At 70.9% G+C, this 23,874-nt stretch carries 22 protein-coding genes and 1 pseudogene; 13 read left to right on the forward strand and 10 right to left on the reverse strand.

Features of this window, described 5'->3' with window-relative positions:
• Positions 1-249: 249 nt before the first annotated feature.
• The 4 genes from Raf01_RS04075 (at position 250) to Raf01_RS04090 (ending at position 4,218) form a co-directional block, all read left to right on the forward strand.
• Positions 250-1,560, forward strand: coding sequence for an amidohydrolase (locus Raf01_RS04075; RefSeq protein ID WP_373319463.1), 1,311 nt, complete (start codon positions 250-252; stop codon positions 1,558-1,560).
• An 85-nt stretch (positions 1,561-1,645) separates the two neighbouring features.
• On the forward strand, positions 1,646-2,278 hold the full coding sequence (locus Raf01_RS04080; protein WP_203916350.1) for an MBL fold metallo-hydrolase: 633 nt from the start codon (positions 1,646-1,648) through the stop codon (positions 2,276-2,278).
• A complete protein-coding gene (locus Raf01_RS04085) occupies positions 2,268-3,296 on the forward strand; it encodes a hypothetical protein (protein WP_203916351.1) in 1,029 nt (342 codons plus the stop codon). The genes Raf01_RS04080 and Raf01_RS04085 overlap by 11 nt, the downstream gene beginning before the upstream one ends.
• Before the next feature lie 157 nt (positions 3,297-3,453).
• Complete coding sequence (locus tag Raf01_RS04090; protein ID WP_203916352.1) at positions 3,454-4,218, forward strand: SCO6745 family protein; 765 nt, start codon at positions 3,454-3,456, stop codon at positions 4,216-4,218.
• Between the two features lie 25 nt (positions 4,219-4,243).
• On the opposite strand, the gene Raf01_RS04095 is transcribed toward Raf01_RS04090, so the two are convergent.
• Entirely contained in the window at positions 4,244-4,699 is a 456-nt protein-coding gene (locus Raf01_RS04095; protein WP_203916353.1) for a gamma-glutamylcyclotransferase family protein, read from the reverse strand.
• A 68-nt stretch (positions 4,700-4,767) separates the two neighbouring features.
• On the opposite strand from Raf01_RS04095, the gene Raf01_RS04100 reads away from it, so the two are divergent.
• Together Raf01_RS04100 and thrS are read left to right on the forward strand one after the other, a co-directional pair.
• On the forward strand, positions 4,768-6,168 hold the full coding sequence (locus Raf01_RS04100; RefSeq protein ID WP_203916354.1) for an NAD(P)H-quinone dehydrogenase: 1,401 nt from the start codon (positions 4,768-4,770) through the stop codon (positions 6,166-6,168).
• A gap of 200 nt (positions 6,169-6,368) precedes the next feature.
• Positions 6,369-7,478, forward strand: a pseudogene (gene thrS, locus Raf01_RS04105) (threonine--tRNA ligase); the annotation flags it as partial.
• A 223-nt stretch (positions 7,479-7,701) separates the two neighbouring features.
• Here the strand turns inward: thrS and Raf01_RS04110 are convergent.
• Positions 7,702-9,447, reverse strand: coding sequence for an acetyl/propionyl/methylcrotonyl-CoA carboxylase subunit alpha (locus tag Raf01_RS04110; RefSeq protein ID WP_203916356.1), 1,746 nt, complete (start codon positions 9,445-9,447; stop codon positions 7,702-7,704).
• A gap of 112 nt (positions 9,448-9,559) precedes the next feature.
• On the opposite strand from Raf01_RS04110, the gene Raf01_RS04115 reads away from it, so the two are divergent.
• From Raf01_RS04115 to Raf01_RS04125, 3 genes are all read left to right on the forward strand, one after another.
• Positions 9,560-10,111 carry a PadR family transcriptional regulator gene (locus tag Raf01_RS04115; protein ID WP_239133359.1) on the forward strand — a complete coding sequence of 184 codons (552 nt, stop codon included), beginning with the start codon at positions 9,560-9,562 and terminating at the stop codon, positions 10,109-10,111.
• 140 nt (positions 10,112-10,251) lie between these two features.
• Positions 10,252-11,193 carry an ATP-binding cassette domain-containing protein gene (locus tag Raf01_RS04120; RefSeq protein ID WP_203916358.1) on the forward strand — a complete coding sequence of 314 codons (942 nt, stop codon included), beginning with the start codon at positions 10,252-10,254 and terminating at the stop codon, positions 11,191-11,193.
• Between the two features lie 11 nt (positions 11,194-11,204).
• The gene (locus tag Raf01_RS04125; protein WP_203916359.1) at positions 11,205-11,957 is read left to right on the forward strand and encodes an ABC transporter permease; all 753 of its coding nucleotides are present in this window, start codon (positions 11,205-11,207) and stop codon (positions 11,955-11,957) included.
• 108 nt (positions 11,958-12,065) lie between these two features.
• Here Raf01_RS04125 and Raf01_RS04130 read toward each other — a convergent pair whose 3' ends face one another.
• From Raf01_RS04130 to Raf01_RS04140, 3 genes are all read right to left on the reverse strand, one after another.
• A complete protein-coding gene (locus Raf01_RS04130) occupies positions 12,066-12,719 on the reverse strand; it encodes an O-methyltransferase (RefSeq protein ID WP_203916360.1) in 654 nt (217 codons plus the stop codon).
• A 10-nt stretch (positions 12,720-12,729) separates the two neighbouring features.
• On the reverse strand, positions 12,730-13,353 hold the full coding sequence (locus Raf01_RS04135; RefSeq protein ID WP_203916361.1) for a Maf family protein: 624 nt from the start codon (positions 13,351-13,353) through the stop codon (positions 12,730-12,732).
• Positions 13,354-13,514: 161 nt separating this feature from the next.
• Positions 13,515-13,718: an acyl-CoA carboxylase subunit epsilon gene (locus tag Raf01_RS04140; protein ID WP_203916362.1), complete on the reverse strand. Its 204-nt coding sequence runs from the start codon at positions 13,716-13,718 to the stop codon at positions 13,515-13,517.
• Positions 13,719-13,759: 41 nt separating this feature from the next.
• Here Raf01_RS04140 and Raf01_RS50845 point away from each other — a divergent pair, with 41 nt between their 5' ends.
• Both Raf01_RS50845 and Raf01_RS04150 read left to right on the forward strand, forming a co-directional pair.
• The gene (locus Raf01_RS50845; RefSeq protein ID WP_373319464.1) at positions 13,760-17,287 is read left to right on the forward strand and encodes a serine/threonine-protein kinase; all 3,528 of its coding nucleotides are present in this window, start codon (positions 13,760-13,762) and stop codon (positions 17,285-17,287) included.
• 22 nt (positions 17,288-17,309) lie between these two features.
• Positions 17,310-18,035: a M50 family metallopeptidase gene (locus tag Raf01_RS04150; RefSeq protein WP_203916363.1), complete on the forward strand. Its 726-nt coding sequence runs from the start codon at positions 17,310-17,312 to the stop codon at positions 18,033-18,035.
• Here Raf01_RS04150 and Raf01_RS04155 read toward each other — a convergent pair.
• Positions 18,024-18,488: a Uma2 family endonuclease gene (locus Raf01_RS04155; protein WP_203916364.1), complete on the reverse strand. Its 465-nt coding sequence runs from the start codon at positions 18,486-18,488 to the stop codon at positions 18,024-18,026. The genes Raf01_RS04150 and Raf01_RS04155 overlap by 12 nt on opposite strands.
• 47 nt (positions 18,489-18,535) lie before the next feature.
• Positions 18,536-20,122 (reverse strand): acyl-CoA carboxylase subunit beta, encoded by a 1,587-nt coding sequence (locus Raf01_RS04160; protein ID WP_203916365.1) that lies wholly within the window; start codon positions 20,120-20,122, stop codon positions 18,536-18,538.
• 137 nt (positions 20,123-20,259) lie between these two features.
• On the opposite strand from Raf01_RS04160, the gene Raf01_RS04165 reads away from it, so the two are divergent.
• Positions 20,260-21,081 carry a biotin--[acetyl-CoA-carboxylase] ligase gene (locus tag Raf01_RS04165; protein WP_203916366.1) on the forward strand — a complete coding sequence of 274 codons (822 nt, stop codon included), beginning with the start codon at positions 20,260-20,262 and terminating at the stop codon, positions 21,079-21,081.
• A 70-nt stretch (positions 21,082-21,151) separates the two neighbouring features.
• Positions 21,152-21,730, forward strand: coding sequence for a PH domain-containing protein (locus tag Raf01_RS04170; RefSeq protein ID WP_203916367.1), 579 nt, complete (start codon positions 21,152-21,154; stop codon positions 21,728-21,730).
• A 146-nt stretch (positions 21,731-21,876) separates the two neighbouring features.
• On the opposite strand, the gene Raf01_RS04175 is transcribed toward Raf01_RS04170, so the two are convergent.
• Genes Raf01_RS04175 through Raf01_RS04185 form a run of 3 tightly spaced genes read right to left on the reverse strand, consistent with a single transcriptional unit; the run spans position 21,877 to position 23,561 of the window.
• Positions 21,877-22,377 carry a MaoC/PaaZ C-terminal domain-containing protein gene (locus tag Raf01_RS04175; RefSeq protein WP_203916368.1) on the reverse strand — a complete coding sequence of 167 codons (501 nt, stop codon included), beginning with the start codon at positions 22,375-22,377 and terminating at the stop codon, positions 21,877-21,879.
• Positions 22,374-23,012 (reverse strand): GtrA family protein, encoded by a 639-nt coding sequence (locus Raf01_RS04180; RefSeq protein ID WP_203916369.1) that lies wholly within the window; start codon positions 23,010-23,012, stop codon positions 22,374-22,376. Before Raf01_RS04180 ends, Raf01_RS04175 begins: the two co-directional genes overlap by 4 nt.
• Positions 23,013-23,042: 30 nt before the next feature.
• A complete protein-coding gene (locus Raf01_RS04185; RefSeq protein ID WP_239133360.1) occupies positions 23,043-23,561 on the reverse strand; it encodes a GtrA family protein in 519 nt (172 codons plus the stop codon).
• Between the last annotated feature and the right edge of the window lie 313 nt (positions 23,562-23,874).

Below are 23,874 nucleotides of genomic sequence, written 5' to 3' on the forward strand. Positions count from 1 at the left end.
TGAGGCCGGATGACCGCGTTCAACGGGGGCTCGGGACGGGATTTGCCGGCTCCGAAACGGCTCTACCAGGCAATTCGTGACGCACCGCAACCTGGCCGCCACGGGAATGAGATTGCGCAGCGTCACCATGCTGGGTCTAGGCTGACCAAGTTGTCAACGGAGGTGCCGACTCGTGGCAAGAGGCCCGAACTGGCCGCTATGCCGAGCGACTCGCTGCCCCCGCCCTCCGAGCGAGAGCAACCAGAGACTGTGACTAGTGCGTTGACCTTGCCGAAGAGCACATCTCCTGAGGGGCGCGCCAAGGGCCGCCCGTCGGTCCGAGCCGGCTCGCCGTCCCGGACCGACGCGCTGACCGGTGTCGATCCGTTGCCGGGCCACCTCGATCGTTGGCTCGCCTCCCGCGGTGCCGAACTCGTCGGAGTGCGCCGGCACCTGCACGCGCACCCCGAGCTGTCCGGACAGGAGTTCGAGACCACCGCGCTGGTGGCCCGCGAGCTTGAGGTGGCCGGCCTGTCGCCCCGGGTACTGCCGAAGGGCAACGGGGTCATCTGCGACATCCCGGGCAGTGGTGAGAGCGACCGGGTGATCGCGCTGCGCGCCGACCTGGACGCGCTGCCGTTGCAGGACATCAAGGACGTGCCGTACCGGTCGACGGTCGACGGGGCCTGCCACGCGTGCGGGCACGACGTGCACACGACCGTCCTGCTCGGTACCGGTCTGATGCTCGCTCAGCTGGCCGAGCGCGGTGAGCTTCCGGGCCGGGTACGGCTGCTGTTCCAGCCGTCGGAGGAGGTCATCCCGTCCGGTGCGCCGGAGGTGATCGCGGCCGGTGGGCTCAAGGACGTCAGCGCCATCTTCGCGCTGCACTGCGCTCCGCAGCTGCCGGTCGGCCTGCTGGGCATCCGGTCCGGCCCGATGACGGCCGCCGCCGACATGGTCGACATCACCCTGCGCGGCCCCGGTGGCCACACCGCCCGCCCGCACCTGACCTCCGACCTGGTGCACGCGTTGAGCCGGGTGGTCGTCGACGTGCCAGCACTGCTGGACCGGCGGGTCGACCCGCGGGCCGGGGTGTCCATGGTGTTCGGTGCGGTGCACGCCGGCGAGGCGGCCAACGCGATCCCGAGCGTCGGCCGGGCCAGGGCCACGGTCCGGGTACTGAACCGGGACGCCTGGCACGAGGTGCCCGGGCTGATCTCGAAACTGATCGACGACGTGGTGACCGGCACCGGGGCGCAGGCCGAGGTGGTCTACCACCGGGGCGTACCGCCGGTGATCAACGACCGGCACGCCGCGGCGGTGGTAGCCAGTGCGGCCGGCGCGGCGCTGGGCGCCGAGCGGGTCGTCGAGGCCGAGATCAGCATGGGTGGCGAGGACTTCGCGTTCTACCTGGAACAGGTGCCGGGCGCGATGATGCGCCTCGGCGTCGGCGTACCGGGTGCCGAGGTCCTGGGCGACATCCACCAGGCGGGCTTCGACGTGGACGAGCGCGCCATCGGCAACGGGGTACGGGTCATGGTCCACACGGCACTCGGCGCGCTGGCCGCACCCGCGCTGTAGCCGTCCGGTCCGGCCCAGTTCGGCCGGGCGATCGCGGCGGCGTCAATCCTGACGTCGCCGCGCCTGTTCCGGCAGACTGGCGGACATGCGACTGACCAAGTTCTCCCACTCCTGCGTCCGGCTGGTGCGCGACGATGCGGTGCTGGTCATCGACCCCGGTGGGTTCTCCGAACGCGCCTCCCTGGACGGGGTCGACGCGGTACTGATCACCCATGAGCACGCCGACCACCTGGACGTGGACAAGCTCGCCGACGCGCTGGACAAGCGACCGCTCGCGCAGGTGTACGCCCATTCCGAGGTGGCCGCGAAGCTCGGTGCGCTCAACGGGGTCGTGCAGACGGTCAACGCCGGCGACAGGTTCCAGGCGGCCGGCTTCGACGTCCAGGTGTACGGCGGCTGGCACGCGGTGATCCACCAGGACGTGCCCGTGGTACCCAACCTGGGCTTCCTGGTCGAGGGTTCGGTTTACCACCCGGGCGACTCGTTCGACGTGCCGCCGGACGTGGAGATCGACACGCTCTTCGTGCCGATCTCGGCGCCCTGGCTCAAGGTTTCCGAGGCGATCGACTTCGTCCGGGCGGTGGCTCCCCGGCGGGCGTACGCGCTGCACGACAGCCTGGCCAACGACAACGGACTGGGCCTGCTCGACCGGCTGATGGGCCAGTTCTCCGGCGCCGATTACAGCCGGCTGGTTCCCGGCGAGACCGTTGACGCTTGAGCAGGACCTCTACTCGCTGCCGCCGGAGCGGTTCATCGCGGCGCGCGACGAGGCGGTCGCACAGGCGCGGGCGGACGGTGACCGCGCGCTGGCCGCGCGGATCGGCGCACTGCGCCGGCCGACCGTCGCCGCGTGGCTGGTGAACCTGGTCGCGCTGCACCGCCCGGAGCAGGTCGGTGAGCTGCTCGACCTGGGTACCCAGTTGCGCGAGGCGCAGCACCAGTTGAGCGGCGAGCGGATGCGCGAGCTGTCGTCGCGGCGCCGGGAGGCGATCGCCGGGCTGGTCGCGCAGGCGAGGCGGCTGGCCACCGATGCCGGCCGCGGGCCGCGGGATCCGCTGCCGCTGGCCGAGGTGGAGGCGACGCTGGCCGCGGCGATCGCGGATGAGAACGTGGCGGACGCGGTCCGCGCCGGCCGGCTGACGAAGGCCACCGGGTACGCGGGGTTCGGCGAGCCGCTGCGACCGGAGCTGCGGGTCGTCGAAGGCGGCGCCGGGAGGACCCGGCCGGCCGGGCGGGACCGGCGAGGTGCTCCGGCCGAGGAGGCCCGGCGAAGCGGCAGGGCTGGCGACGCCGGTCGACCTCCGGCCGAGCGCGCCGGGACGGGCCGCACCCCGACCGGCCGCGCCGCCACAGAGCGCCCAGCCACAGAGCAACAGGCCGGGACCAAGCGCCGCGGACAGCGCGAGGCTGTCGACGCGACCGGCCGCCGCGAGCAGGGGGCGGTGCAGCGCCAGCGGGAAGAGGCGGCGCAGCGCCAGCGGGAACGGGAGGAGGCGGCGCAGCGCCAGCGGGAACGGGAGGAGGCGAGGGCTGCCCGTACCGCGCGAATCGAGGCCGCCGAGGCGGCGCTGCGCGACGCGATCGCGGCAGAGCGGGACGCGGCCCGCGCGTTGGACGAGATATCCACCGAGCTGGACCGGCTGCGCCAGGCGCAGGTCGCCGCCCAGACCGCGCTGCGGGAAGCGCGGCTGACCCGCCGGGCGGCGGAACGGGACGCGCACCGGGCTGGGCGGTGACGCCGGCTCAGCCGCGCGGTACTTCCGGCTGATTCGCCGAGCAGCGGGACGCGCACCCGGGTTGGGCGGTGACGCCGGCTCGGCCGGGCGGCACCCGTCGAGAGGCGCACCGGGCTGGGCGGTGACCCCGGCCCGGTCAGGCGGCACAATACGACGCGTGACCCCTGAGCAGGCTGCCGCGGCGGCTCGGCCGGCGGTGCAGGAGTTGGGCGGCGCGTTCGCCGAGTGTCCCAAGACGCTGCGCCGGGCCCGCCAGCTCGGGCTGACCGGCTGGGCGTTCTACGTGACCGGGTGGGGCGGTGCGCTGGGCGACGTGGGCCCGGAGACGCTGTCGGCGGCGCTCGGCTTCATCGCGCCGGACGCCGCCCGCGAGGGGTGGGAGTCGGCCCGGAAGGTCGCGCCGCCGCCCGAGATCGCCGGGCATTACCTCGCCGAGTGCTGCCGGTGGGGTCGCGAGCGGCTGACCGGCTTCGCCGGGATCGAGCGGCTGATCGCCGTCGCCGAGCGGGTGGTGCTGGCCGCCGACCCGGCCGGGCTTCCGCTGTTCGCCGCGTGGCGGGCGATGCCGGTACCGGACGCCGAGCCGGGCGCCCGAGCCGCGGTGCTCATCCGGCTGCTGCGCGAGCACCGGATCGCGGCACAGTTGCTGGCCGTCCGGTCGGCCGGGCTGACTCCGCTGGAGGCGTTGCTGGCCGGTCCGGAGGGGGCGGCGGGGGCGATCGCGTACGGGTGGCAGCCACCGTTTCCGCCGTTCGAGCCACTGGTACGCCGCCGGGTGTGGGCCGACGCGATCACCGACCGGATCACCGGCGCGGCGTACCGCGTCCTCGAGGCATCCGAGCGCATCGAGCTGGTGTCGCTGCTCGACGAGGCGGTACGGGAGCTGCGAATGCAGACCGGCGAGTACCCGTCGGCCAGCTGACGGGTGCCGGCCTCCGGGCTCGGCCTCAGGTTTGGGCGGTGCGGGTCGGTCGGCCGCGCAGCTCGGTGAGGTAGTCGGCCGGGGCTCCGGCCTTCTCCGCCGCGGCCGCGATCTCGGCGAGATACCACGCGGTGGGTAGGCCGCCCTCGTAGCCGCTGAACACATATACCCAGGCGGTCACGTCGCCGTCCAGGGTGGCCACCCGCAGGTGCAGCTTGCGGTACATCCCGGAGGTGACACCCTCGACTTCGTCGAGCTGAGCGGCGTCCCAGGGATGCACGTCGTAGAGCGCGACGAAGACCCGGTCGCCGGGAGACTCGACGATCGTGGTGACCGCACCCTCCCAGCCGAGATCCTCCTCGCCGGCAAAGGTCAGCCGCCAGCCTTCCAGCCAGCCGGTGCCGATCATCGGCGAATGTGGGCAGTAGGCCCGCATCCGGCCAGGGTCGAGATTGGAGCCATACGCGGCGTAGTGACGCACGGCGATGACGATAGTCCTCCGCCGGGCTGAGAGAGAATAAACAGAGCGTGTCGAGTGCGGAGGGTGTCGTGGGGCGGATTGTGATCATCGGCGGTGGGCCGGCCGGGTACGAGGCGGCGCTGGTCGCCGCGCAGCTGAATGCCGAGGTCACGGTCATTGAGGCGGAGGGTGCCGGCGGGGCCTGTGTGCTGTCCGACTGCGTACCGTCGAAGACGTTCATCGCGTCGTCGGACGTGGTCACGGGGTACCGGGATACCGAGGAGTTCGGGGTGAACGCCGGGGGCCTGGCCGCCGTCAGCGTGGACGCCGAGGCCGTCCATTCCCGGGTGAAACGCCTGGCCAGGGCCCAGAGCGCAGACATCCACGCCAAATTGATCAAAGCGGGCGTGACTTTTGTCTCAGGAACTGCCCGGCTCGGTGCTGACACGCTGGGTCACACACATCGCGTCGAGGTGACTCCCTCCGACGGTGACCGTGCGTACGCGATCGACGCGTCCACGGTTCTGATCGCGACCGGAGCGACGCCCCGCATCCTGGCCACCGCCCGGCCGGACGGCGAACGGATTCTCACCTGGCGCCAGGTCTACGACCTCCCCGAGTTCCCGGAGCACCTGGTCGTGATCGGCTCGGGCGTGACCGGCGCCGAGTTCGCCTCGGCGTACCTGGCGATGGGGGTGAACGTGACGCTGGTCTCCAGCCGGGACCGGGTCATGCCGCACGAGGACCCGGACGCCGCGATGGCCATCGAGCGGGTGTTCCGCTCGCGGGGCATGAGCATCCTGAACAACTCGCGGGCCGCCTCGGTGGAGCGGACCGCGTCCGGGGTGGCGGTGACCCTGGCCGACGGCCGGGTGGTCGAGGGGTCGCACGCTCTGATGGCGGTCGGTTCGGTGCCGAACACCGGCGACCTGGGCCTGGCCGAGTACGGCGTGGACGTGGCGCCCGGCGGCTACCTGACCGTGGACGGGGTCTCCCGAACCAACGTGCCGGGTGTGTACGCCGCCGGAGACTGCACCGGCCTGCTTCCGCTGGCCAGCGTGGCCGCGATGCAGGGCCGGATCGCGATGTGGCACGCGCTCGGCGAGGCGGTCGCCCCGCTGCGGCTCAAGTCGGTCGCGGCCAACGTGTTCACCGATCCGGAGCTGGCCTCGGTCGGCGTGTCACAGTCCGATGTGGACAGCGGTGAGGTGATGGCCCGGTCGGTGATGCTGTCGCTGGACGGCAACGCCCGGGCGAAGATGACCGGCATCCAGGACGGGTTCGTGAAGCTGTTCTGCAGCCCGGCGTCCGGTCGGGTACTCGGCGGTGTCGTGGTGGCACCCAAGGCGAGCGAGCTGATCCTGCCGGTGTCGATGGCGATGGACAACCACCTGACCGTGGACCAGCTGGCGCACATCGTCACCATCTACCCCTCGGTGTCCGGCTCCATCACCGAGGCGGCCCGCCAGCTGATGCACCACGAGCCGTAAACCGGTGGCGGCACAGCGTTTCGTCGGCTAGCCTTGCTGCCGTGATCAGAGCGGCAGTATGCACGACGACGCCGGGGAGTCCCGGCGTAGCTTCGCGCTGACCACCAGACGTCGAAGGCCCCGGGCACCGAGCCCGGGGCCTTTTTCGTGTCTCCGCCCGGTGTTTGGAGCCGAACCGGTGAATTACCAGGAGGAGAACGATGATTGACCACCGCAAACTCGGCCGGGAGCTGGAGCTGTTCGCGTCCGACCCGCTGATCGGCGCCGGCCTGCCGATCTGGCTGCCGGACGGCGCGGTCGCCCGGCACGCCGTCGAGGAGTACCTGCGACGCCTGGAGGCGGCCGCCGGGTACCAGCACGTGTACTCGCCGCCGATGGGGCGGCGTGAGCTGTACGAGATTTCCGGGCACTGGGGCCACTTCGCCGACGACATGTTCCCGCCGATGCGCGACGGGGGGGAGGAGTTGGTACTGCGACCCAGCCTGTGCCCGCACCACGCGCTGGTGTACCGCTCGCGCCAGCGTTCGTTCCGCGACCTGCCGCTGCGCGTGGCGGAGTTGGGTGGCATGTACCGCGCGGAGCGCTCCGGGGTGGTGGGCGGGCTGGCTCGAGTACGCGCCATCTCCTTGAACGACGCGCACATCTTCGCTCCGCTCGACCGGGTCGGCGAGGAGGTGGCTCAGGTACTGGCAATGATGCGCCAGGCGCACCAAGCGCTCGGCGTGGTACCGGCCCGGTTCCGGTTGTCGCTGCGCGGTCCGGGCCACGAGTACGGCGGGGAGCCGGAGCAGTGGGAGCTGGCCGAGCGGATACTGCGCGACGCGCTCGGCGACATGTCCTATGTGGACGCTCCGGGTGAGGCGGCGTTCTACGGCCCGAAGGTGGACGTGCAGATCGTCGATCCGGCCGGCCGGGAGTCGACCCTGGCGACCGTCCAGCTCGACTTCCACCAGCCGGCCCGGTTCGATCTGTCCTATGTGGACTCATCGGGTGTGGCTGTCCGGCCGGTGATGGTGCACCGCAGCCTGGCGGGCAGCATGGAACGGCTGTTCGGCCACCTGATCGAGGTGCACGCGGGCGCTTTTCCGGCCTGGTACGCGCCGGTTCAGGTGGCGGTGCTGCCGGTCGGCGCCGACCAGGTGGCGGCGGCCGGGCGGTTCGCGGACGACTGCGCGGCGGCCGGGTTGCGGGTGAACCTGGCGCTCGACGGGTCGCTGGGCGCCCGGGTACGGGACGCGCGGCGGGTGCCGTACGTCGCCGTCATCGGCGCGCGCGAGGCGGCAGCGGGAGAGGTGTCGCTGCGGTCGCGGCCGATCGGCGCCTCGTCCTTGGCGGGCTCGTCACCCGGCGTTTCGTCTTCGGCCGCATCGTCTTCGGCGGCTTCGTCTCCCGCCGATTCGCCTGCGGCCGGATCTTCGGCCGACTCGGCGGCGTCGTCTCCCGCCGGATCTCCGGCCGCCGAGGCGATGTCGGTCGCCGACGCGATCCGGGCGCTGCGGAGCGGTTCCGCGGTCCCCGACGCGCGACCCTTGGCTACTTCAGCTCGCAGATGACGGAGCCGGCGGTGATGACGTCGCCGACGGACGCGGCAAGGCCGGTGACAACGCCGGCCTTGTGCGCGTTCAGCGGCTGTTCCATCTTCATCGCTTCCAGCACGACCACCAGGTCACCCTCGGCGACCGTGTCGCCGTCCGACACCGCGATCTTCACGATCGTGCCCTGCATCGGAGAGGTCAGTGCGTCGCCGCTCGCCGCGGTACCGGACTTGTGACCCCCGCCGCGCCTGGGGGCAGGCTTGGCGACGGCGGGGGCCTTCACAGTGGTACCCATGGATGCCGGCAGGGAAACCTCCAGACGTTTCCCGCCGACCTCCACCACGATCGTCTGCCGGGGCTCGGGCTCGTCCACAGTGGACCCCGCTCCGAACGGCGGTACGCCGCCGGCCCACTCGGTCTCGATCCAGCGGGTGTGCACGGAGAACGGCTCGGATGTGAAGGCCGGGTCGCGCACGACCAGCCGGTGGAACGGCAGCGCGGTGGCCATCCCGTCGACGACCAACTCGTCCAGTACGCGCCGGGCACGCTCCAGCGCCTCGAGCCGGGTCTGCCCGTACACGATCACCTTGGCCAGCAGCGAGTCGAAGTTGCCGCCGACCACGCTGCCGGACTCGATGCCGGTGTCCACCCGCACCCCCGGGCCGCTGGGCAGCCGCAGCTCGCTCACCACGCCGGGGGCCGGAAGGAAGTTGCGTCCCGGGTCCTCGCCATTGATCCGGAACTCGATCGCGTGCCCGCGCGGCTTCGGATCCTCGGTCCATCGCAGCGTCTCGCCGTCCGCGACCCGGAACTGCTCACGCACCAGGTCGATGCCGGCGGTCTCCTCGGTGACCGGGTGCTCGACCTGCAGGCGGGTGTTCACTTCGAGGAAGCTGATGGTCCCGTCGCCGCCGACCAGGTATTCGACGGTGCCGGCGCCGTGGTAACCGGCCTCCCGGCAGATCGCCTTGGCGGAGGTGTGGATCTGCTGCCGCTGCTCGTCGGTGAGGAACGGGGCGGGTGCCTCCTCGACCAGCTTCTGGTGCCGGCGCTGCAGCGAGCAGTCCCGGGTGCCCACGACGATGACGTTGCCGTGCTGGTCGGCCAGTACCTGCGCCTCCACGTGCCGGGGCCGGTCCAGGTACCGCTCGACGAAGCACTCGCCCCGGCCGAACGCGGCAACCGCCTCTCGGGTGGCGGACTCGAACAGTGCCGGGATCTCCTCCATGGTCCGGGCGACCTTCAGCCCGCGCCCGCCACCACCGAACGCCGCCTTGATGGCCACCGGCAGCCCGTACTCGGTCGCGAAGGCGATGATCTCGCTGGCGTCGGCGACCGGCTCCGCGGTGCCCGGGACCAGCGGCGCCCCGGCCCGCTGCGCGATGTGCCGGGCGGTCACCTTGTCACCGAGGTCGCGGATGGCCTGCGGCGTCGGGCCGATCCAGGTCAGCCCGGCGTCGAGGACGGCCTGGGCGAAGTCGGCGTTCTCCGACAGGAAGCCGTAGCCCGGGTGCACGGCGTCGGCGCCGGAGCGCCGGGCCACGTCGAGCACCTTCTCGATGTTCAGGTACGTCTCGGCGGAGGTGTCGCCGCCGAGCGCGTAGGACTCGTCGGCCAACCGAGCGGGCAGCGCGTCGCGGTCGGAGTCCGCGTACACGGCGACTGACTCCAACCCGGCGTCGCGGCAAGCCCGGATCACTCGTACCGCGATCTCGCCCCGGTTCGCGATCAGCACCTTACGCATGCCGGGCAGTGTAAACCGGTGCCCCGAAGGCGGCCCGGTGACCTTTGGCACGGGGCGGCCGCGCTCCGCCGCGTCGCAGCCGATAGTCAAATTTGGCTATTACGCTGGGACGGTGTCGACAACCCGGCTTCTCATCCTCGGCGTGGTCCGGATCTTCCAGCCGGTACACGGCTATGACGTGCGCCGCGAACTGCTTAGCTGGCACGCGGACGACTGGGCGCACGTGGCGCCGGGCTCGGTGTACCACGCGCTGAAGAAGCTGGCCGAGGAGGGCCTGCTCACCGAGGTGTCCACGCGACAGGTCGGCTCGCGGCCGGCCCGGACGACGTACGAGATCACCGACAAGGGCGAGGCGGAGTTCCAGGATCTGCTGCGCCGGTACTGGTGGGAGTACAGCGTCCCGCCCGACCCGTTCACCGCCGCGTACGCGTTCCTGCCAGCGCTGGCCCGGCGCGAGGCGGCCGGCGCGCTGCGCAACCGGGCCCGGCTGCTGCGGCTGTTCGTCGACGGGACCGAGGTGCGGCTCGCCGCCTCGCCGAACGCGGACGCTCCACACGTCGCGTACATGTTCGAGCTGTCCATGGCGAAGGCCCGGGTCGAGGCGGACTGGTGTGAACGGCTGGCCGACCGGGTGGAGGCCGGCGAGCTGCCGAGCGCGGACTAAAGCAGCGTCCACGTGTCACGACCCAGTCGTGACGCCCATCGCGATACAACGCGACTATTCAAGCTTGACGCGACGCGACATATCGCGTTAGCTTACCGGGGACCTCGATGAGTGACGCACGTACCCGGTGGGGGAGAAGCATGATCGAGACGATCGGCCTGCGGAAATCGTTCCGGGCCCGCAAGGCAACCGTCGACGCGGTCCGCGGCGTCGACCTGTCCGTCGCGAAGGGCGAGATCTTCGGCTTCCTCGGACCGAACGGCGCCGGCAAGACCACCACGCTGCGCATGCTCGCCACGCTGATCCAGCCGGACGGCGGCGAGGCCACGATCGCGGGCGCCGACCTGCGGCGCAACCCGGGGCAGGTGCGCCGCCGGATCGGATACGTGGCCCAGGGCGGCAGCACCTGGGACGCGGTGACCGCTCGCGAGGAGCTGGTCCTGCAGGCCCGCATGTACGGCATCGCCAAGGCGGACGCGCGGCAGCGGGCGGCCCGGGCGATCGAGTCGTTCGAACTCGCCGAGTTCGCCGACCGCAAGTGCCAGACCTACTCCGGCGGCCAGCGCCGCAGGGTCGACGTGGCGCTGGGCATCATCCACGCACCCGGCGTGATCTTCCTCGACGAGCCGACGACCGGCCTGGACCCGCAGAGCCGGGCGCACATGTGGGACGAGGTACGCCGGCTGCGCTCGGAGGGGATGACGGTCTTCATCACCACGCACTATCTCGACGAGGCGGACGCACTCTGCGACCGGGTCGCCATCATGGACCACGGCGAGATCGTCGCCGAGGGTACGCCCAACGACCTGAAGCGTGAGGTCTCCGGCGACGTGGTGACCGTCGGCGTACCCGGCGCCGCCGAGCAGGCCGCGAAGTTGCTCGACAACCAGCCGTACGTGCGGCAGCTCGAACCGTCCGGCGACGGCGTCCGTCTGGTCGTCGACGCGGGCGCCACGGCGATGCCGCAGATCCTGCGCACCCTCGACGGCGCGGGCGTGCGACTCGACTCTATCGAGCTGCACCGCCCGAGCCTCGACGACGTGTTCCTGACCAAGACCGGCCGCTCGCTGCGCGAGTCCTGAGAGGTATGGCGATGAAGCTCGCACGAGACACCTGGCTCATCTTCCAGCGGCAGATGATGCTGGTGCTGCGCAATCCCGTCTGGGTGATCGTCGGGATCATCCAACCGCTGTACTACCTGTTCCTGTTCGGTCCGCTGCTCAAGGGGGCGCTGCGGCTGCCGAGTGCCGAGGCGTACCGAATCTTCGTACCGGGCATCCTGGTCCAGCTGGCCATCTTCGGGACGTTCTTCGTCGGCTTCGCGCTCATCTCCGAGCTGCGCGCCGGCGTGATCGAACGCAGCCGGGTCACCCCGGTCAGTCGGCTGGCACTGCTGCTCGGCAGGTCGCTGCGGGACGTCGTCTCGCTGGTCGTGCAGGCCGCGATCATCACAGTGCTGTCCATCCCGTTCGGGCTCGCGGTCGGGCTGGGCGACGCGTTGCTGGCCTTCGCGGTACTCGGGCTCATCGCCCTGATGCTCTCGGCGGCGTCGTACGCGATCGCGCTCAAGCTGCGCAGCGAGGACGCGCTCGCGCCGCTGCTGAACACCGTGGGCGTACCGATCCTGCTGCTGTCCGGCGTCCTGCTGCCCATGCGGTACGCGCCGCACTGGCTGGCCGACGTGGCGAAGTGGAACCCGTTCTCCTGGGCGGTGGACGGCAGCCGCGCGTTGTTCGCCGGCAACCCGGGCGACTCGAGCGTCTGGAAGTCTCTGCTGATCCTCGGTGTGCTGACCGTGCTGTCGGTGTTCTGGGCCGCGCGTTCGTTCGCCAAGAGCGTGCGCTGACGGGGGGTGGCCCGGCCGGCGCCGCCGTCCGGGTCGCGCGAGCCCGCCCGTAGTCGACTACGGGCGGGCTCGCACTGTCCGGGCTTCTACCGGCGGCGGGCTGCGCTTCTACTTGCGGCGGGCCAGGGTGATGCCGTCGCCGATCGGGAGCATGACCGCCTCGACCCGCTCGTCGGCCAGAACCTCGTCGTTGAACGCGACGATCGCGCGGTCGTCGTCGTTTACCGGACTGAGTACCCGCCCATGCCGCAGCACGTTGTCGACCAGCAGAATTCCACCCTGCCGCATTCTGGGAACCAACTCGGCCCAGTACACCGGATAACCGGTCTTGTCGGCGTCGATGAACGCCAGGTCGATGTGCGGCTCAGTGGGCATGGCGCGCAGCGTGTCGGCGGCCGGCCCGAGGCGCAGCTCGACTTTGCCGGTCAGCCCGGCGCGCTCCCAGTACCGGCGCGCGATCGACGTGAACTCCTCGGACACGTCGCAGCAGACCAGGTGCCCGTCGTCCGGCAGTCCCCGGGCGATCGCGATCGACGACAGTCCGGTGAAGGTGCCGACCTCGACCGCGTACCGGGCGCCGGACAGCTTCGCGAGCAGGGTGAACAGGGAAGCCTGCTCGGGCGAGATCTGCATCCCGGCCGCGCCGGGCAGGGCCGCCCGGGTCTCCGCGATCAGGTCGGCGACGACCGGATCGGGTTGGGAGCCGTGCGCCACCAGGTAGGCGTGCAGTTCGGTGGGGAGGGCATCGGTCTTCGTGGACATGGAACTCAGCCTACGGTCTCCACAGTTGGGTGATCGGCACATCGAGCGTGGCGAGCAGCCGGCGCAGCAGCGGCAGGGAAACCCCGACCACCGTGCCCGGGTCTCCCACGATCGACTCCACGAACGGGCCGCCCAGGCCGTCGATGGTGAACGCGCCCGCAACCTCCAGAGGTTCGCCGGTGTTCACGTACGCCTCGATCTCCGCGTCGCTGATGTCGGCGAAATGCACGGTGGACACCGCGGTGGCGTCCGCGTGCCGGTCTCCGGTGAGGTCGATAAGGCTGTGGCCGGTGAACAGTTCGCCGCTGCGCCCGCGCATCTGCCGCCAGCGGGCGACCGCCTCGTCGCGGTCGGCCGGCTTGCCCAGGATCTGCCCGTCGAACGCGAGAATCGAGTCACATCCCAGCACCAGAACGGGGGACCCCGGACGGACTGGTCGCCCCCGCAGGCGCTCGGCGACCGCCGCCGCCTTCATCGCGGCCAGGGCGAGGCAGAAGGCCGCCGGATCCGTGAGGTCCACAGTGGACTCGTCGACGCCGCTGACGATGACTTCGACGTCGATACCGGCCGCGGCGAGCGTCTTGCGCCGGGCGGGGCTCGCGGACGCGAGTACCAGGTGCGGTGGCTGGGTCACCGGGGAATCGTAAATGGGCTGCCGACCGGCCGCTCTGCTGACCCGGCGGCTCGGCGGTCGAACCGCGCGTGGCGGGGCGTTCGGGACGCCGGTCCGGCGGGGCGCTTCGGACGCCGTCAGCGGGGAGCTTTTCGCCGTCGGCAAGGCGTTTGGGTTGGCGGTCAGCGGGGAAGCGCCGCGGTACGCCAGGCATGCGGGCCGCGGCGGACGGCGGAACCCGGGCGGCCGCTGTCCACCCAGTGGGATCGCCGCTGCGGGCCCACCGCCGGTGCGGCCGGTCGCGACAGCAGTACCCCGACGAGAGCTGCCAGCTCTTCGTCGGTCGGAGTGCCATGTTCGATCCTGATGGCAGCGTGAGCGTCCATCCCCCGAGCCTAACCGGGAGCCGGCCGGGTACTTTCGATGCGTGCCTTCCCCCCAACGATCTTCGGCAACCGAGCGCTACCGTCTGATCAGTCAGGTGGGCGAGGGCGGTATGGGCCGAGTCTTCCTCGCTCGCGACGAGGTCCTCCACCGCGATGTCGCGGTCAAGGAGGTCGTACCGCCGAGCGGGCTGACCGAGTCCGAGGGCGAGGAGGCCAGCGAGCGCGGGCTGCGCGAAGCCCGGGCCATCGCCCGGCTCAACCACCCCAACGTGGTACGCATCTACGACGTCGTGGCCCGCCCGCGCCGGCCGTGGATCGTCATGGAGTACGTCCGGTCCCGGTCGCTCCAGCAGCTGATCGCCGACGACGGGCCGCTGCCGGTTGCCGAGGTGGCCCGCATCGGTCTGGACATCCTCGGTGCGCTGCACGCCGCCCACCGGTCCGGGGTGCTGCACCGCGACGTCAAGCCGAGCAACGTGCTGGTCGCGGACGACGGCCGGGTGGTACTGACCGACTTCGGCCTCGCCACGCTGGCCGGCGACGCGACGCTCACCCGCAGCGGGCTGATCTTGGGTTCCCCGGCGTACATCGCGCCGGAGCGGGCCCGCCAGGGCGTCACCGGTACCGAATCGGACCTCTGGTCGCTGGGCGCCACACTGTTCGCGGCGGTCGAGGGCCGCGCCCCGTACCACCGGTCGACGGCGATGGCGACACTGACCGCGCTGGTGACCGAGCCGCCGGACCCGATGGTGCTCGCCGGGCCGCTCGGGCCGGTGCTCGAACGGCTGCTGGAAAAGAACCCGGTCACCCGGATGACCGCGCCGCAGGCCGCCCACTCGCTGCGCCACCTGCTCAGCTCGCTCCGGCGGGCGGAGGAGCAGCCGTGGCGCCTTCCCCGCGAGCGCCGGCCGGGCGGTCGCCCACCTGTGCCGCCGCCCACTCCGCCGCAGTCGCAGGCACAGCCAGCGATTCAGCAGCCCCGCTGGCCGGCGGTCGGCCGTGCCCAGGCTCCGGCGAAGCCGACCCGACCGGTGGGCCGGGCTCAGCCGCCGATCAGGTCGGCCGAACCGCCGGCCCAGCGCCCCGCTGTCGGCCGGGCCCAGCCGCCGGCACCACCCCAGGCCCAGCCGCCGGCGCCTCCTCGGACGCAGCCGCAGGCCCCGTCCCGGGACCAGCCGCCGACCTGGCCGCCGCTTCCCGTCACGCCACCGGTGGACGACACACGCCGGGCCGCCGAGGTGCGGCCGGACGATAGTCGCCCGGCCGACGGTCGTTCAGGCGACGCTCGTCCGGCCGCTGGGTCGCCGGTGTCCGCTGCTCCGGCTGAGTCCGCGGGTTCGGCCGTTTCCGGTGACACGGCGGCGTCCGCGGGGTCGACCGAGTCGATCGACCCGGCGATGGCCGCTTCGACGACGGCACAGGAGCGGACCGACGGGTCGCTGGACGCGGCCGAGGCGCAGGCACCGGGCGAGGTTTCGGCGCCCGATGAGGCGCCCGCGGCGGACGCGCGGCCGACCGAGACCCCCACGCTGGACGAACCCCAGTCGGCGGCCGGCCAGCCGGATGCTCTGTCGGAGCCCGACGAGCCGGTCGGCGTCGACTTGGCGGATGGTGCGATCGAGGCGGCGTCCGATCTGGCTGACGTCGACGTTGCGGCCGAGCCGGCGTCGGACTCGGCTGAACCGGACGGGTCCGCTGGGCTGGATGCTCCGGCTGGGCTGGATGCTCCGGCTGGGCTGGATGCTCCGGCTGGGCTGGATGCTCCGGCTGAGCCGGATTCTTCCGCTGGGCTGGATGCCCCGGCCGAGCCGGATTCCTTGGTTCAGGCGGGTGCCGACGTCGAGGCGGCCTCGGACGCGGCTGAGCCGGATCTCTCGGGTGAGCTGGATTCTTCGGGTGAGCTGGATTCGGCTGAGCTCGATTCTTCGGCTGAGGGGGATGCCTGGGCTGAGCCGGATTCTTTGGCTGAGTTGGATTCTTCGGCTGTTGGCGAGTCCGACGGCGAGACGGCCCCGGGCCGGGCCGAGGGGTGGGCTGCCGCCGAGCCGGACTCGTCTGAGCCCGGCGCCGCGGACTCGCCGGATGCTGAGCCCGAGCATCCGTCCGGCGCCGAGCCGGGGCGGGACCACCAGTTCGCCGCCGATACGCGGCGGTCTGCCATCGAGTCGACGTCCGACTCGATGGGACTCTGGCCGATCGCCGAGCCATGGCCGGGCGAGCCGAGCGTCGCCGCATCGCCGGCCGCCGGGACCGAGGCGGCCGACGGAACGACCGCCGACGGAACGACCGCCGACGAGTCGGCTGCCTTCGACGGGTCGGCCGATGGCGCATCGGCCGCCGATGGCGCGACCGCGGACGAGTCGCCCGCCGGCTGGCTGGCGACCGACGAACTGGCAACCGACCAGTCGGCAACCGACGAGTCGGCAGTCGACCAGCCCGCGCGTGATGAGCAGGCCTTCGATGAGCAGGCCTTCGATGAGCAGGCCTTCGACGAGCCGGCCATCGATGAGCTGGCAATCGACGAGCCCGCAGCCGACGAGCCCGCGCCCGACGAGCCGGCGGAGACCGAGCGCACGATGATCGAGCCGACGGGCGTTGCGCCCGAGGCCACCGTGATCGAGGCGCCCGAGGCCACCGTGATCGAGCCGATACCCGCCAGCTCACTGGCCGGTCCGTTCGGCGTCGGACCCACCGCCGCCGGGCCTAATGCCGGACCCACCGCCGCCGGACCCACCATCGCCGGGCAGAAAGCCGGAGCGAACGCCGGTGCGAATGCCGCCGGCTCGGGCATCGTCGTGCCGCGCGTCGTCCGGAGCGGCCCGATGAGCGTCCGGCGGCCGTACGTGCGCGTCTCGCCGCCCGCCGCCGAGTCCACGCGGACACTCATGTTCGTCGCACTCGGCACGCTGATCGTCGTCGTCATTGTCGCCGCGCTCGTCGGGATCGGCCTGCGCCCGTCGGATCTTGCTGCCACCACCACCGCCGCATCGACGCCCGCCTCCCCGTCCGCCCAGGCGCTGCCCGCAACGCCGGCGCCCACGTCTCCGGCCGAGACCCTGTCGCCGTCCGTGGTCGCATCGTCGCTGTCGGCGCCCCCCTCGGTGCCGCCCAGCTCCGCCGGTACGGGCCTTCCGGCCGGCTGGCAGATGCACAACGACCCGACCGGGTTCTCCGTCGCCGTACCGGACGGTTGGACGATCTCGCACAGTGGAACCATCGTCTACTTCCACGATCCGGCCGGCGGGAGGCTGCTCGGTGTGGATCAGACCAACCAGCCGAAGTCCGATCCGGTCGCGGACTGGACGAGTCAGTCCCGGTACCGGGTGTCGCACGGCGACTTCCCCGGGTACCAAGAGATCAAGATCGCGGCCGTCCCGTACCACCTCAAGGCGGCCGACTGGGAGTTCACGTACGACAAGGACGGTGTGCGTACCCACGTCATCAACCGGGGCGCGGTCTTCGGTCCGCACCAGGCGTACGGCTTCTACTGGTCCACCCCGGACTCGGTCTGGGCGGCGAATTTGCCCAACTTCGACCTGATCATGTCGACCTTCCAAGGCAAGTCTTAGAGCCAGCGCATACCCTGTCGCGATGACCACCCTCGGCGATCTCTGGCACAACGTCCTGAATACCCAGCCCGATCCGCCCCACCTGCTGGTCATCGTGACCGGTGTGGTGGCCCTGCTGGTCATCACGCCGCACCGAGTGTGGGCGTTGACCCGCAACGCGGTGACGATCGCGCACGAGGGCGGCCATGCGCTGGTTGGTGTCCTGTGCGGCCGGCGGCTGCGGGGGATCCGGCTGCACTCGGACACGTCGGGACTGACTCTCTCCAGCGGCAAACCGTACGGCGCCGGAATGGTGCTGTCGCTGTTCGCCGGGTACGTCACGCCGTCGCTGCTCGGGCTCGCCGGGGCCGGGCTGCTCGGACTGGGCCGGATCACCCTGCTGCTGTGGGTGAGCCTGGTGCTGTTGCTGGCCGTACTCGTGATGATCCGCAACGTGTACGGCGCGGTCGCGGTACTGGTCGTCGGCGCGGTGGTCTTCTTCGTGTCCTGGTTCGCGTCACCGGCGGCCCAGGCGGCGTTCGCCTTCGCGGGTGTGTGGTTCCTGTTGCTCGGCGGGGTGCGTCCGATCGGGGAGCTTCAGCGGCTGCGTTCGCGGGGCCGGGCACCGGACTCGGACGCGGACCAGCTGGCGCGGCTCACCCGGATACCGGGGCTGTTCTGGGTGGGGCTGTTCGGCGTGGTGAACGTGGCGTCGCTGTTGCTCGGCGGGTACCTGCTGGTCGTGCCGCTGCTGCGCTCAGGCGTCTAACTCGGAGTCGAGAGCGGCCGTGTCGAGTTCGGCGGCCACCGGTTCGGTGAGGGTCAGGGTCTCGCCGGGCTTGGCCGAGGCGTGCTGGACGTAGTGGTCGCCGTCGAGCCGGTACAGGGTCAAGGTCACCGGGTCTGAGCCGACGAGCAGATACCACGGAATGCCGGCGACGGCGTAGTAGTGCATCTTCAGCACGCGGTGGTCGGGAATGGGTACCCTCCCCGGCTTCAGGCGGACATTGACGGCGAGATAGACCCTCAACCCGACGGCCTTCGCGCCGGGGAGCATGGCTTCCCGCAGCAGGGCGGACAGATCCTGGTGTCGGACGGTGGGGGCGGGGCTCACCAGCAGGCTCTCATCAAAGAGTTCCACCCCGGCGTTCGTCTCGCCGAGCGCGAAGTACCTCTCCTCGGTCCATGCCTCGGGCCGCTCCAGCACAAAGGCGGAGGTCATCGGGTCACCTCCCTCGTCTCGCTCGACCACCAAGTGCTCCCATAGGATTACAAAGGGATGTTGCCGTGCTTCTTCGGCGGCAGCGTCTCCCGCTTGGTACGCAGGGTACGCAGGGCGCGCACGATCTGTACCCGGGTCGCCGACGGTGCGATGACGGAGTCGACGTACCCGCGCTCCGCCGCGACGTACGGATTCGCCAGCGTGTCCTCGTATTCCGCGATGAGTTGCCCGCGCAACTCCACCGGGTCGTCCGCGTTCCGCAGCTCCGACCGGTAGAGGATGTTCACCGCCCCCTGTGCGCCCATCACCGCGATCTGCGCGGTCGGCCAGGCGAAGTTCAGGTCTGCGCCGAGGTGCTTGGAGCCCATCACGTCGTACGCGCCGCCGTACGCCTTCCGCGTGATGACGGTGACCTTCGGTACCGTGGCCTCCGCGTACGCGTAGATCAGCTTCGCTCCGCGCCGGATGATCCCGTCCCACTCCTGACCGGTACCGGGCAGGAACCCGGGTACGTCGACGAAGGTGAGCAGCGGGACGTTGAACGCGTCGCAGGTACGCACGAACCGCGCCGCCTTCTCCGACGCCGCGATGTCCAGGCACCCCGCGAAGTGCATCGGCTGGTTTGCGACCACGCCGACCGGGCGCCCCTCCACCCGGCCGAAGCCGACCACGATGTTCTGCGCGTACAGCGGCGAGACCTCCAGGAACTCGCCGTCGTCCAGGACGTGCTCGATCACCCGGTGCATGTCGTACGGCTGGTTCGCCGAGTCCGGGATCAGCGTGTCCAGCTCCAGGTCCTCCGCTGAGATGGTGAGGTCGGCGTCGGCCTCCCGCACCGGAGCGTCGTCCAGGTTGTTGGACGGCAGGTAGGACAGCAGCGCCTTGACGTAGTCGACGGCGTCGGACTCGTCCGTCGCGAGGTAGTGCGCGTTGCCCGACTTGGTGTTGTGGGTGCGGGCGCCGCCCAGTTCCTCGAAGCCGACATCCTCGCCGGTGACGGTCTTGATGACGTCCGGGCCGGTGATGAACATGTGCGAGGTCTGATCGACCATCACGGTGAAGTCGGTGACCGCGGGGGAGTAGACGGCACCGCCCGCGCACGGGCCCATGACGAGCGAGATCTGCGGTATCACCCCGGACGCGCGCACGTTGCGGAAGAAGATCTCGCCGTACAGGCCGAGCGAGACGACACCCTCCTGGATCCGGGCGCCGCCGGAGTCGTTGATCCCGATGACCGGGCAGCCGGTCTTCATGGCCAGGTCCATGACCTTGACGATCTTCTCGCCGAACACCTCGCCGAGGGAGCCGCCGAAGACCGTGAAGTCCTGGGCGAAGATGCACACCGGCCGGCCGTCCACGGTCCCGTACCCGGTGACCACACCGTCCCCGTACGGGCGGCTGTCGGCCATGTCGAACGCGGTCGAGCGGTGCCGGGCCAACTCGTCCAGCTCGACGAACGAGCCGGGATCCAAGATCATGTCGATCCGCTCGCGGGCGGTCTTCTTGCCCCGGGAGTGCTGCTTCTCCACCGCTCGGGCGGACCCCGCGTGCACCGCTTCGTCGATCCGCTCACGCAGTCCCTCAAGCTTGCCGGCGGTGGTGTGGATGTCGATCTCGGTGCGCTGCCCTGTCATGCAGGCGATGCTAGCGGCACCGCTGACGAGCGCGGCCGCAGCGGGCTTGTGGTGGAGGCAACCTTTCGCGGGACCGAGCCCTTGATCATGAAGGCGAGCCGGGCGGTCGGGAGTCTGCCCACGGGTAGGGTCGGGGAGTGTCGTCGCCGTACTCCCGCCTGGACCGCCCGCCGCTGAACTCCCGGGCCCTGCGCCGCGCGCTGCTCGTCCCGAACGGGCTGTGGACCGCGCTGGAGCTGGTCGACCGGACCGAGTCCACGAACGCCGACGTGGCCGCCGCGGCGCGGGACGGCGCAGCCGAGGGGCTGGTCGTGGTCGCGGAGCAGCAGACCGCCGGACGCGGCAGGCTGGGCCGCCAGTGGGAGTCGCCGCCGAGGGCCGGACTCGCGGTCAGCGTGCTGCTGCGGCCGACCCCCGCGGTACCGGTCGGCCGGTTCGGGTGGCTGCCGCTGCTCGCCGGCGTCGCGCTGACCGAGACGGTACGGCGGCTTGGCGAGGTGGAAGCGGCGCTGAAGTGGCCCAACGACCTGCTGGTCGACGAGCGCAAGTGCGCCGGGATCCTGGCCGAGGCACAGCCGGACGGGGCGGTGGTGCTTGGCATCGGGCTCAACGTGACGCTGGAGCGGGAGGAGCTTCCGCGTCCCGATGCCACCTCGCTCGCGCTGGCCGGCGCTGCCTGTACCGATCGCGATCCATTGCTGCGCGCGCTGCTGCGCGAGTTGGCCGCCTGGTACCGGCGGTGGCGTGAGGTGGCCGGCGATCCCGAGACGTCCGGGCTTCGCGAGGCGTACCGGATCGGATGCGCGACGCTCGGTACGCCGGTCACCGTGACGCTCCCCAGAGGCGGGACGCTGACCGGTACGGCCTCCGATGTGGACGGTGACGGGCGACTGCTGGTGACGCACGGCGATCAGACAGTGACAGCGGTCGCTTCAGGGGACATAGTTCATCTCAGATAGACGCACGCCTGCGCCAAAAGTTGGCGGGATACCTCTATCGTCACTTCCGACTGTCGATAAGGAGGTTGTGGTGGGATTCCCGGAGAGTGTGCTCACTAAAGATGAGCGCGTCGAGGTCCACCTCCACCCGCACTGGAAGGCTATGGTGCGGCCGGTCCTGGTGCTGGTCGTGGTGATTGTTGGCATTGGTGCGGCCTGGTTCTTGCTACCCGATAAAAGCTGGTCGAACATCGCGCTGATCGTGCTGGGCGTGATCGGTCTGATTCTGGTCTGCTGGCTGACGATCTGGCCGTGGATGAAGTGGCGGACCACGCACTACGTGTTCACCAACGAGCGCGTGATCATGCGCGAGGGCGTGTTCTCCCGGGACGGCCGGGACATCCCGCTCGGCCGGGTCAACGACGTCTCGTTCCATCACACGTTCTTCGAGCGGATGCTGGGTTGCGGCACGTTGACCATCGAGTCGGCCGGCGAGCGCGGCCAGGTCGTACTGACCGACATCCCGCATGTCGAGAAGATCCAGAGCGAGCTGTACGAGCTGGTCGAGGCTGACCACGACTCGCACACCTTCGGCGACGACGACCGGGAGGCGCTGGCCAAGGAGGTCACCCGGGCGCAGTCGCGCAAGGGTCGCGGCGACGACGCCTGAGCGCAGCCGGAGCCGATCTGTGGCGGAGGCGAGCACAGGCCCCCGCAACAACGACTGATCATCGCTATCGTGGCCGGCGCTGTGCGGGGCGGCGCCGGCCACGGGCGTGCCAGCACCCGGCGAGCCCGAAGCCCGCCGGCCTGGGGCTACCGCCGGGCGGCAGGGGGGCGCAGCGCGAACCAGCCGCGGAACCTGGTCCGCAGCACATCGTCTTCGGGTTCCCCGTCTGCCCCCAGTCGGGTCATCGTGGCCGCCAGGACGACCGTGCCGAAGCCCGGACGGGCACGGGACGGCGCCCGATCCACGACCTCCAGCCGGACCGCGAGGCGGTCGCCCGCGTAGACCGGGGCGGTCCAGCGCAGCTCCTCCAGGCCCGGCGAGGCCGCGGCGGCGGCCCGGTCGAGCACATGATCGACGTAGGCGCGCATGAACAGGCTGACCGTGTAGAAGCCGCTGGCGATCACGGCGCCGTACGCGCTCTCCGCGGCCAGCGACTCGTCGACGTGGTACCACTGCGGATCGAACCGGCGCGCGAACGCCAGCATCTCGGCCTCGTCGACATCCGCCACACCGAGGTCGAAGACCAGGCCCGGTGACAGGTCCTCGTAGAAGAGATCGGCCTCCCGGCCGGTACCGGAGCGCGTCATGACAGTGCCGCACCTCCGCGCCACGAATCGCTCTCCAGGTCGGTTGCCGCCTTCAGGTCGGTGGGCAGGTCGACCTCCAGCGGAATGCTCAGCGCGTCGAACCGGTCGGCCATCGGCGTGCGGTCAGCCGGGAGGGCCGAGGGGGCGGCCGAGTTGGCGGCCCGGGAGGAGTTGGCGGCCCGGGAGGAGTTGGCGGGCCGGGACGACGGACGGGCCCGGAACACAACTGTCCGGTACGCCCAGAACCTGAAGATCATCGCCACCGCGACGCCCAGGCACTTGTAGAGGTTCAGCTCCAGCCGGTGGCTCGACATGTCGTGAACGCCCAGGCTTGCCAGGCCCAGAACCACTTCCTGGATCACCAACCCGACCAGGTTGACCCCGAAGAACAGGACGTACTCGCGGTGAAGTGCCTTCTTCGGCCGGTCCCGGTAGACCCAGTGCCGGTTCATCAGAAACGACGTCGTGGTGGCCACGATCGTTGAGATGGTGTTCGCCTTGAGCGCGCCGAGCGAGATCAGGCCGTTGAACAGAGCAAAGTCGATCGCCGTGTTGATGATGGCAACGACGCCGTACGTCACGACCTCGCGGGCGAGCCGTTGGACGCGCTCGGGCAGCGGACGGGCAAGTGGCACCGCGCAACCCTACGCCAGGCGACCTTGGCCTCAGCCGTGGCTCGCCGTCCCTGCGCTGCTGGCAGCGGCCGGGAAGACGAAGCGACGGTAGGACCAGAAGCGGAACAGTGTCCCGAACGCGGTGCCGACGATCTGCGCCGAGATGTTGTCCGCGAGCCGGGTGGCGAAGACGTCCGGCCAGACGTGGCCGAGGGCGTTGTGACTGATCCACAGGCAGGCCAGGCCGATCAGCAACCCGACCGCGTTGAACGCGAAATACAGCGCGTACTCCCGGTGGACCGCCGAGCGCGGCCGGTGCCGCCAGGTCCAGAACCGGTTGCCGATGAACGCGAGCGTGGCCGAGATGACCGTCGAGCACACCTTGGCCCAGAACGGTCCGAGCTCGGACAGCAGCAGGTTGAGGATGGCGGTGTCGACCAGAAAGCACAGGCCGCCGACGATCCCGAACTTCCCGACTTCGCGGATCAGGCGCGCGAGACGCTCCCGCAGCGCGCCCGAGGGACCGGGGTGCGCCGGGTCCGTGGTCGACGTCGTCGCGGGTACCGACACGGTCCAGAGCCTACCGGTCTCTCCGCGTTCCTGGCCGCTACCGGGCGCAGTTCGTCGCTTTCGACGGCCCGTTCCGGGCGGACGCCAGCCGGGCGGCCCGGGGTTTTCATTGCTCTCAGTAACCACAAATGGTTAGGCAATTAGTCGGTCGCGTGGACGCGGCGAGGAGAGCGGCGTCGGCGGGTTCGATAATGCCTGTGCGCAAAGGCGCTTAGTACCAGCGAAAATCGCGCCAGAGCGCGCAGCGGACCGAAAAATCTTGCTTGCTTGTGCATTTCTTCACAAGCTCTCACCATGCTTAACCCGGCGAACG

Origin of the sequence: Rugosimonospora africana, from assembly GCF_016862975.1 — a bacterium.
GTDB classification, from domain to species: Bacteria; Actinomycetota; Actinomycetes; order Mycobacteriales; family Micromonosporaceae; genus Rugosimonospora; species Rugosimonospora africana.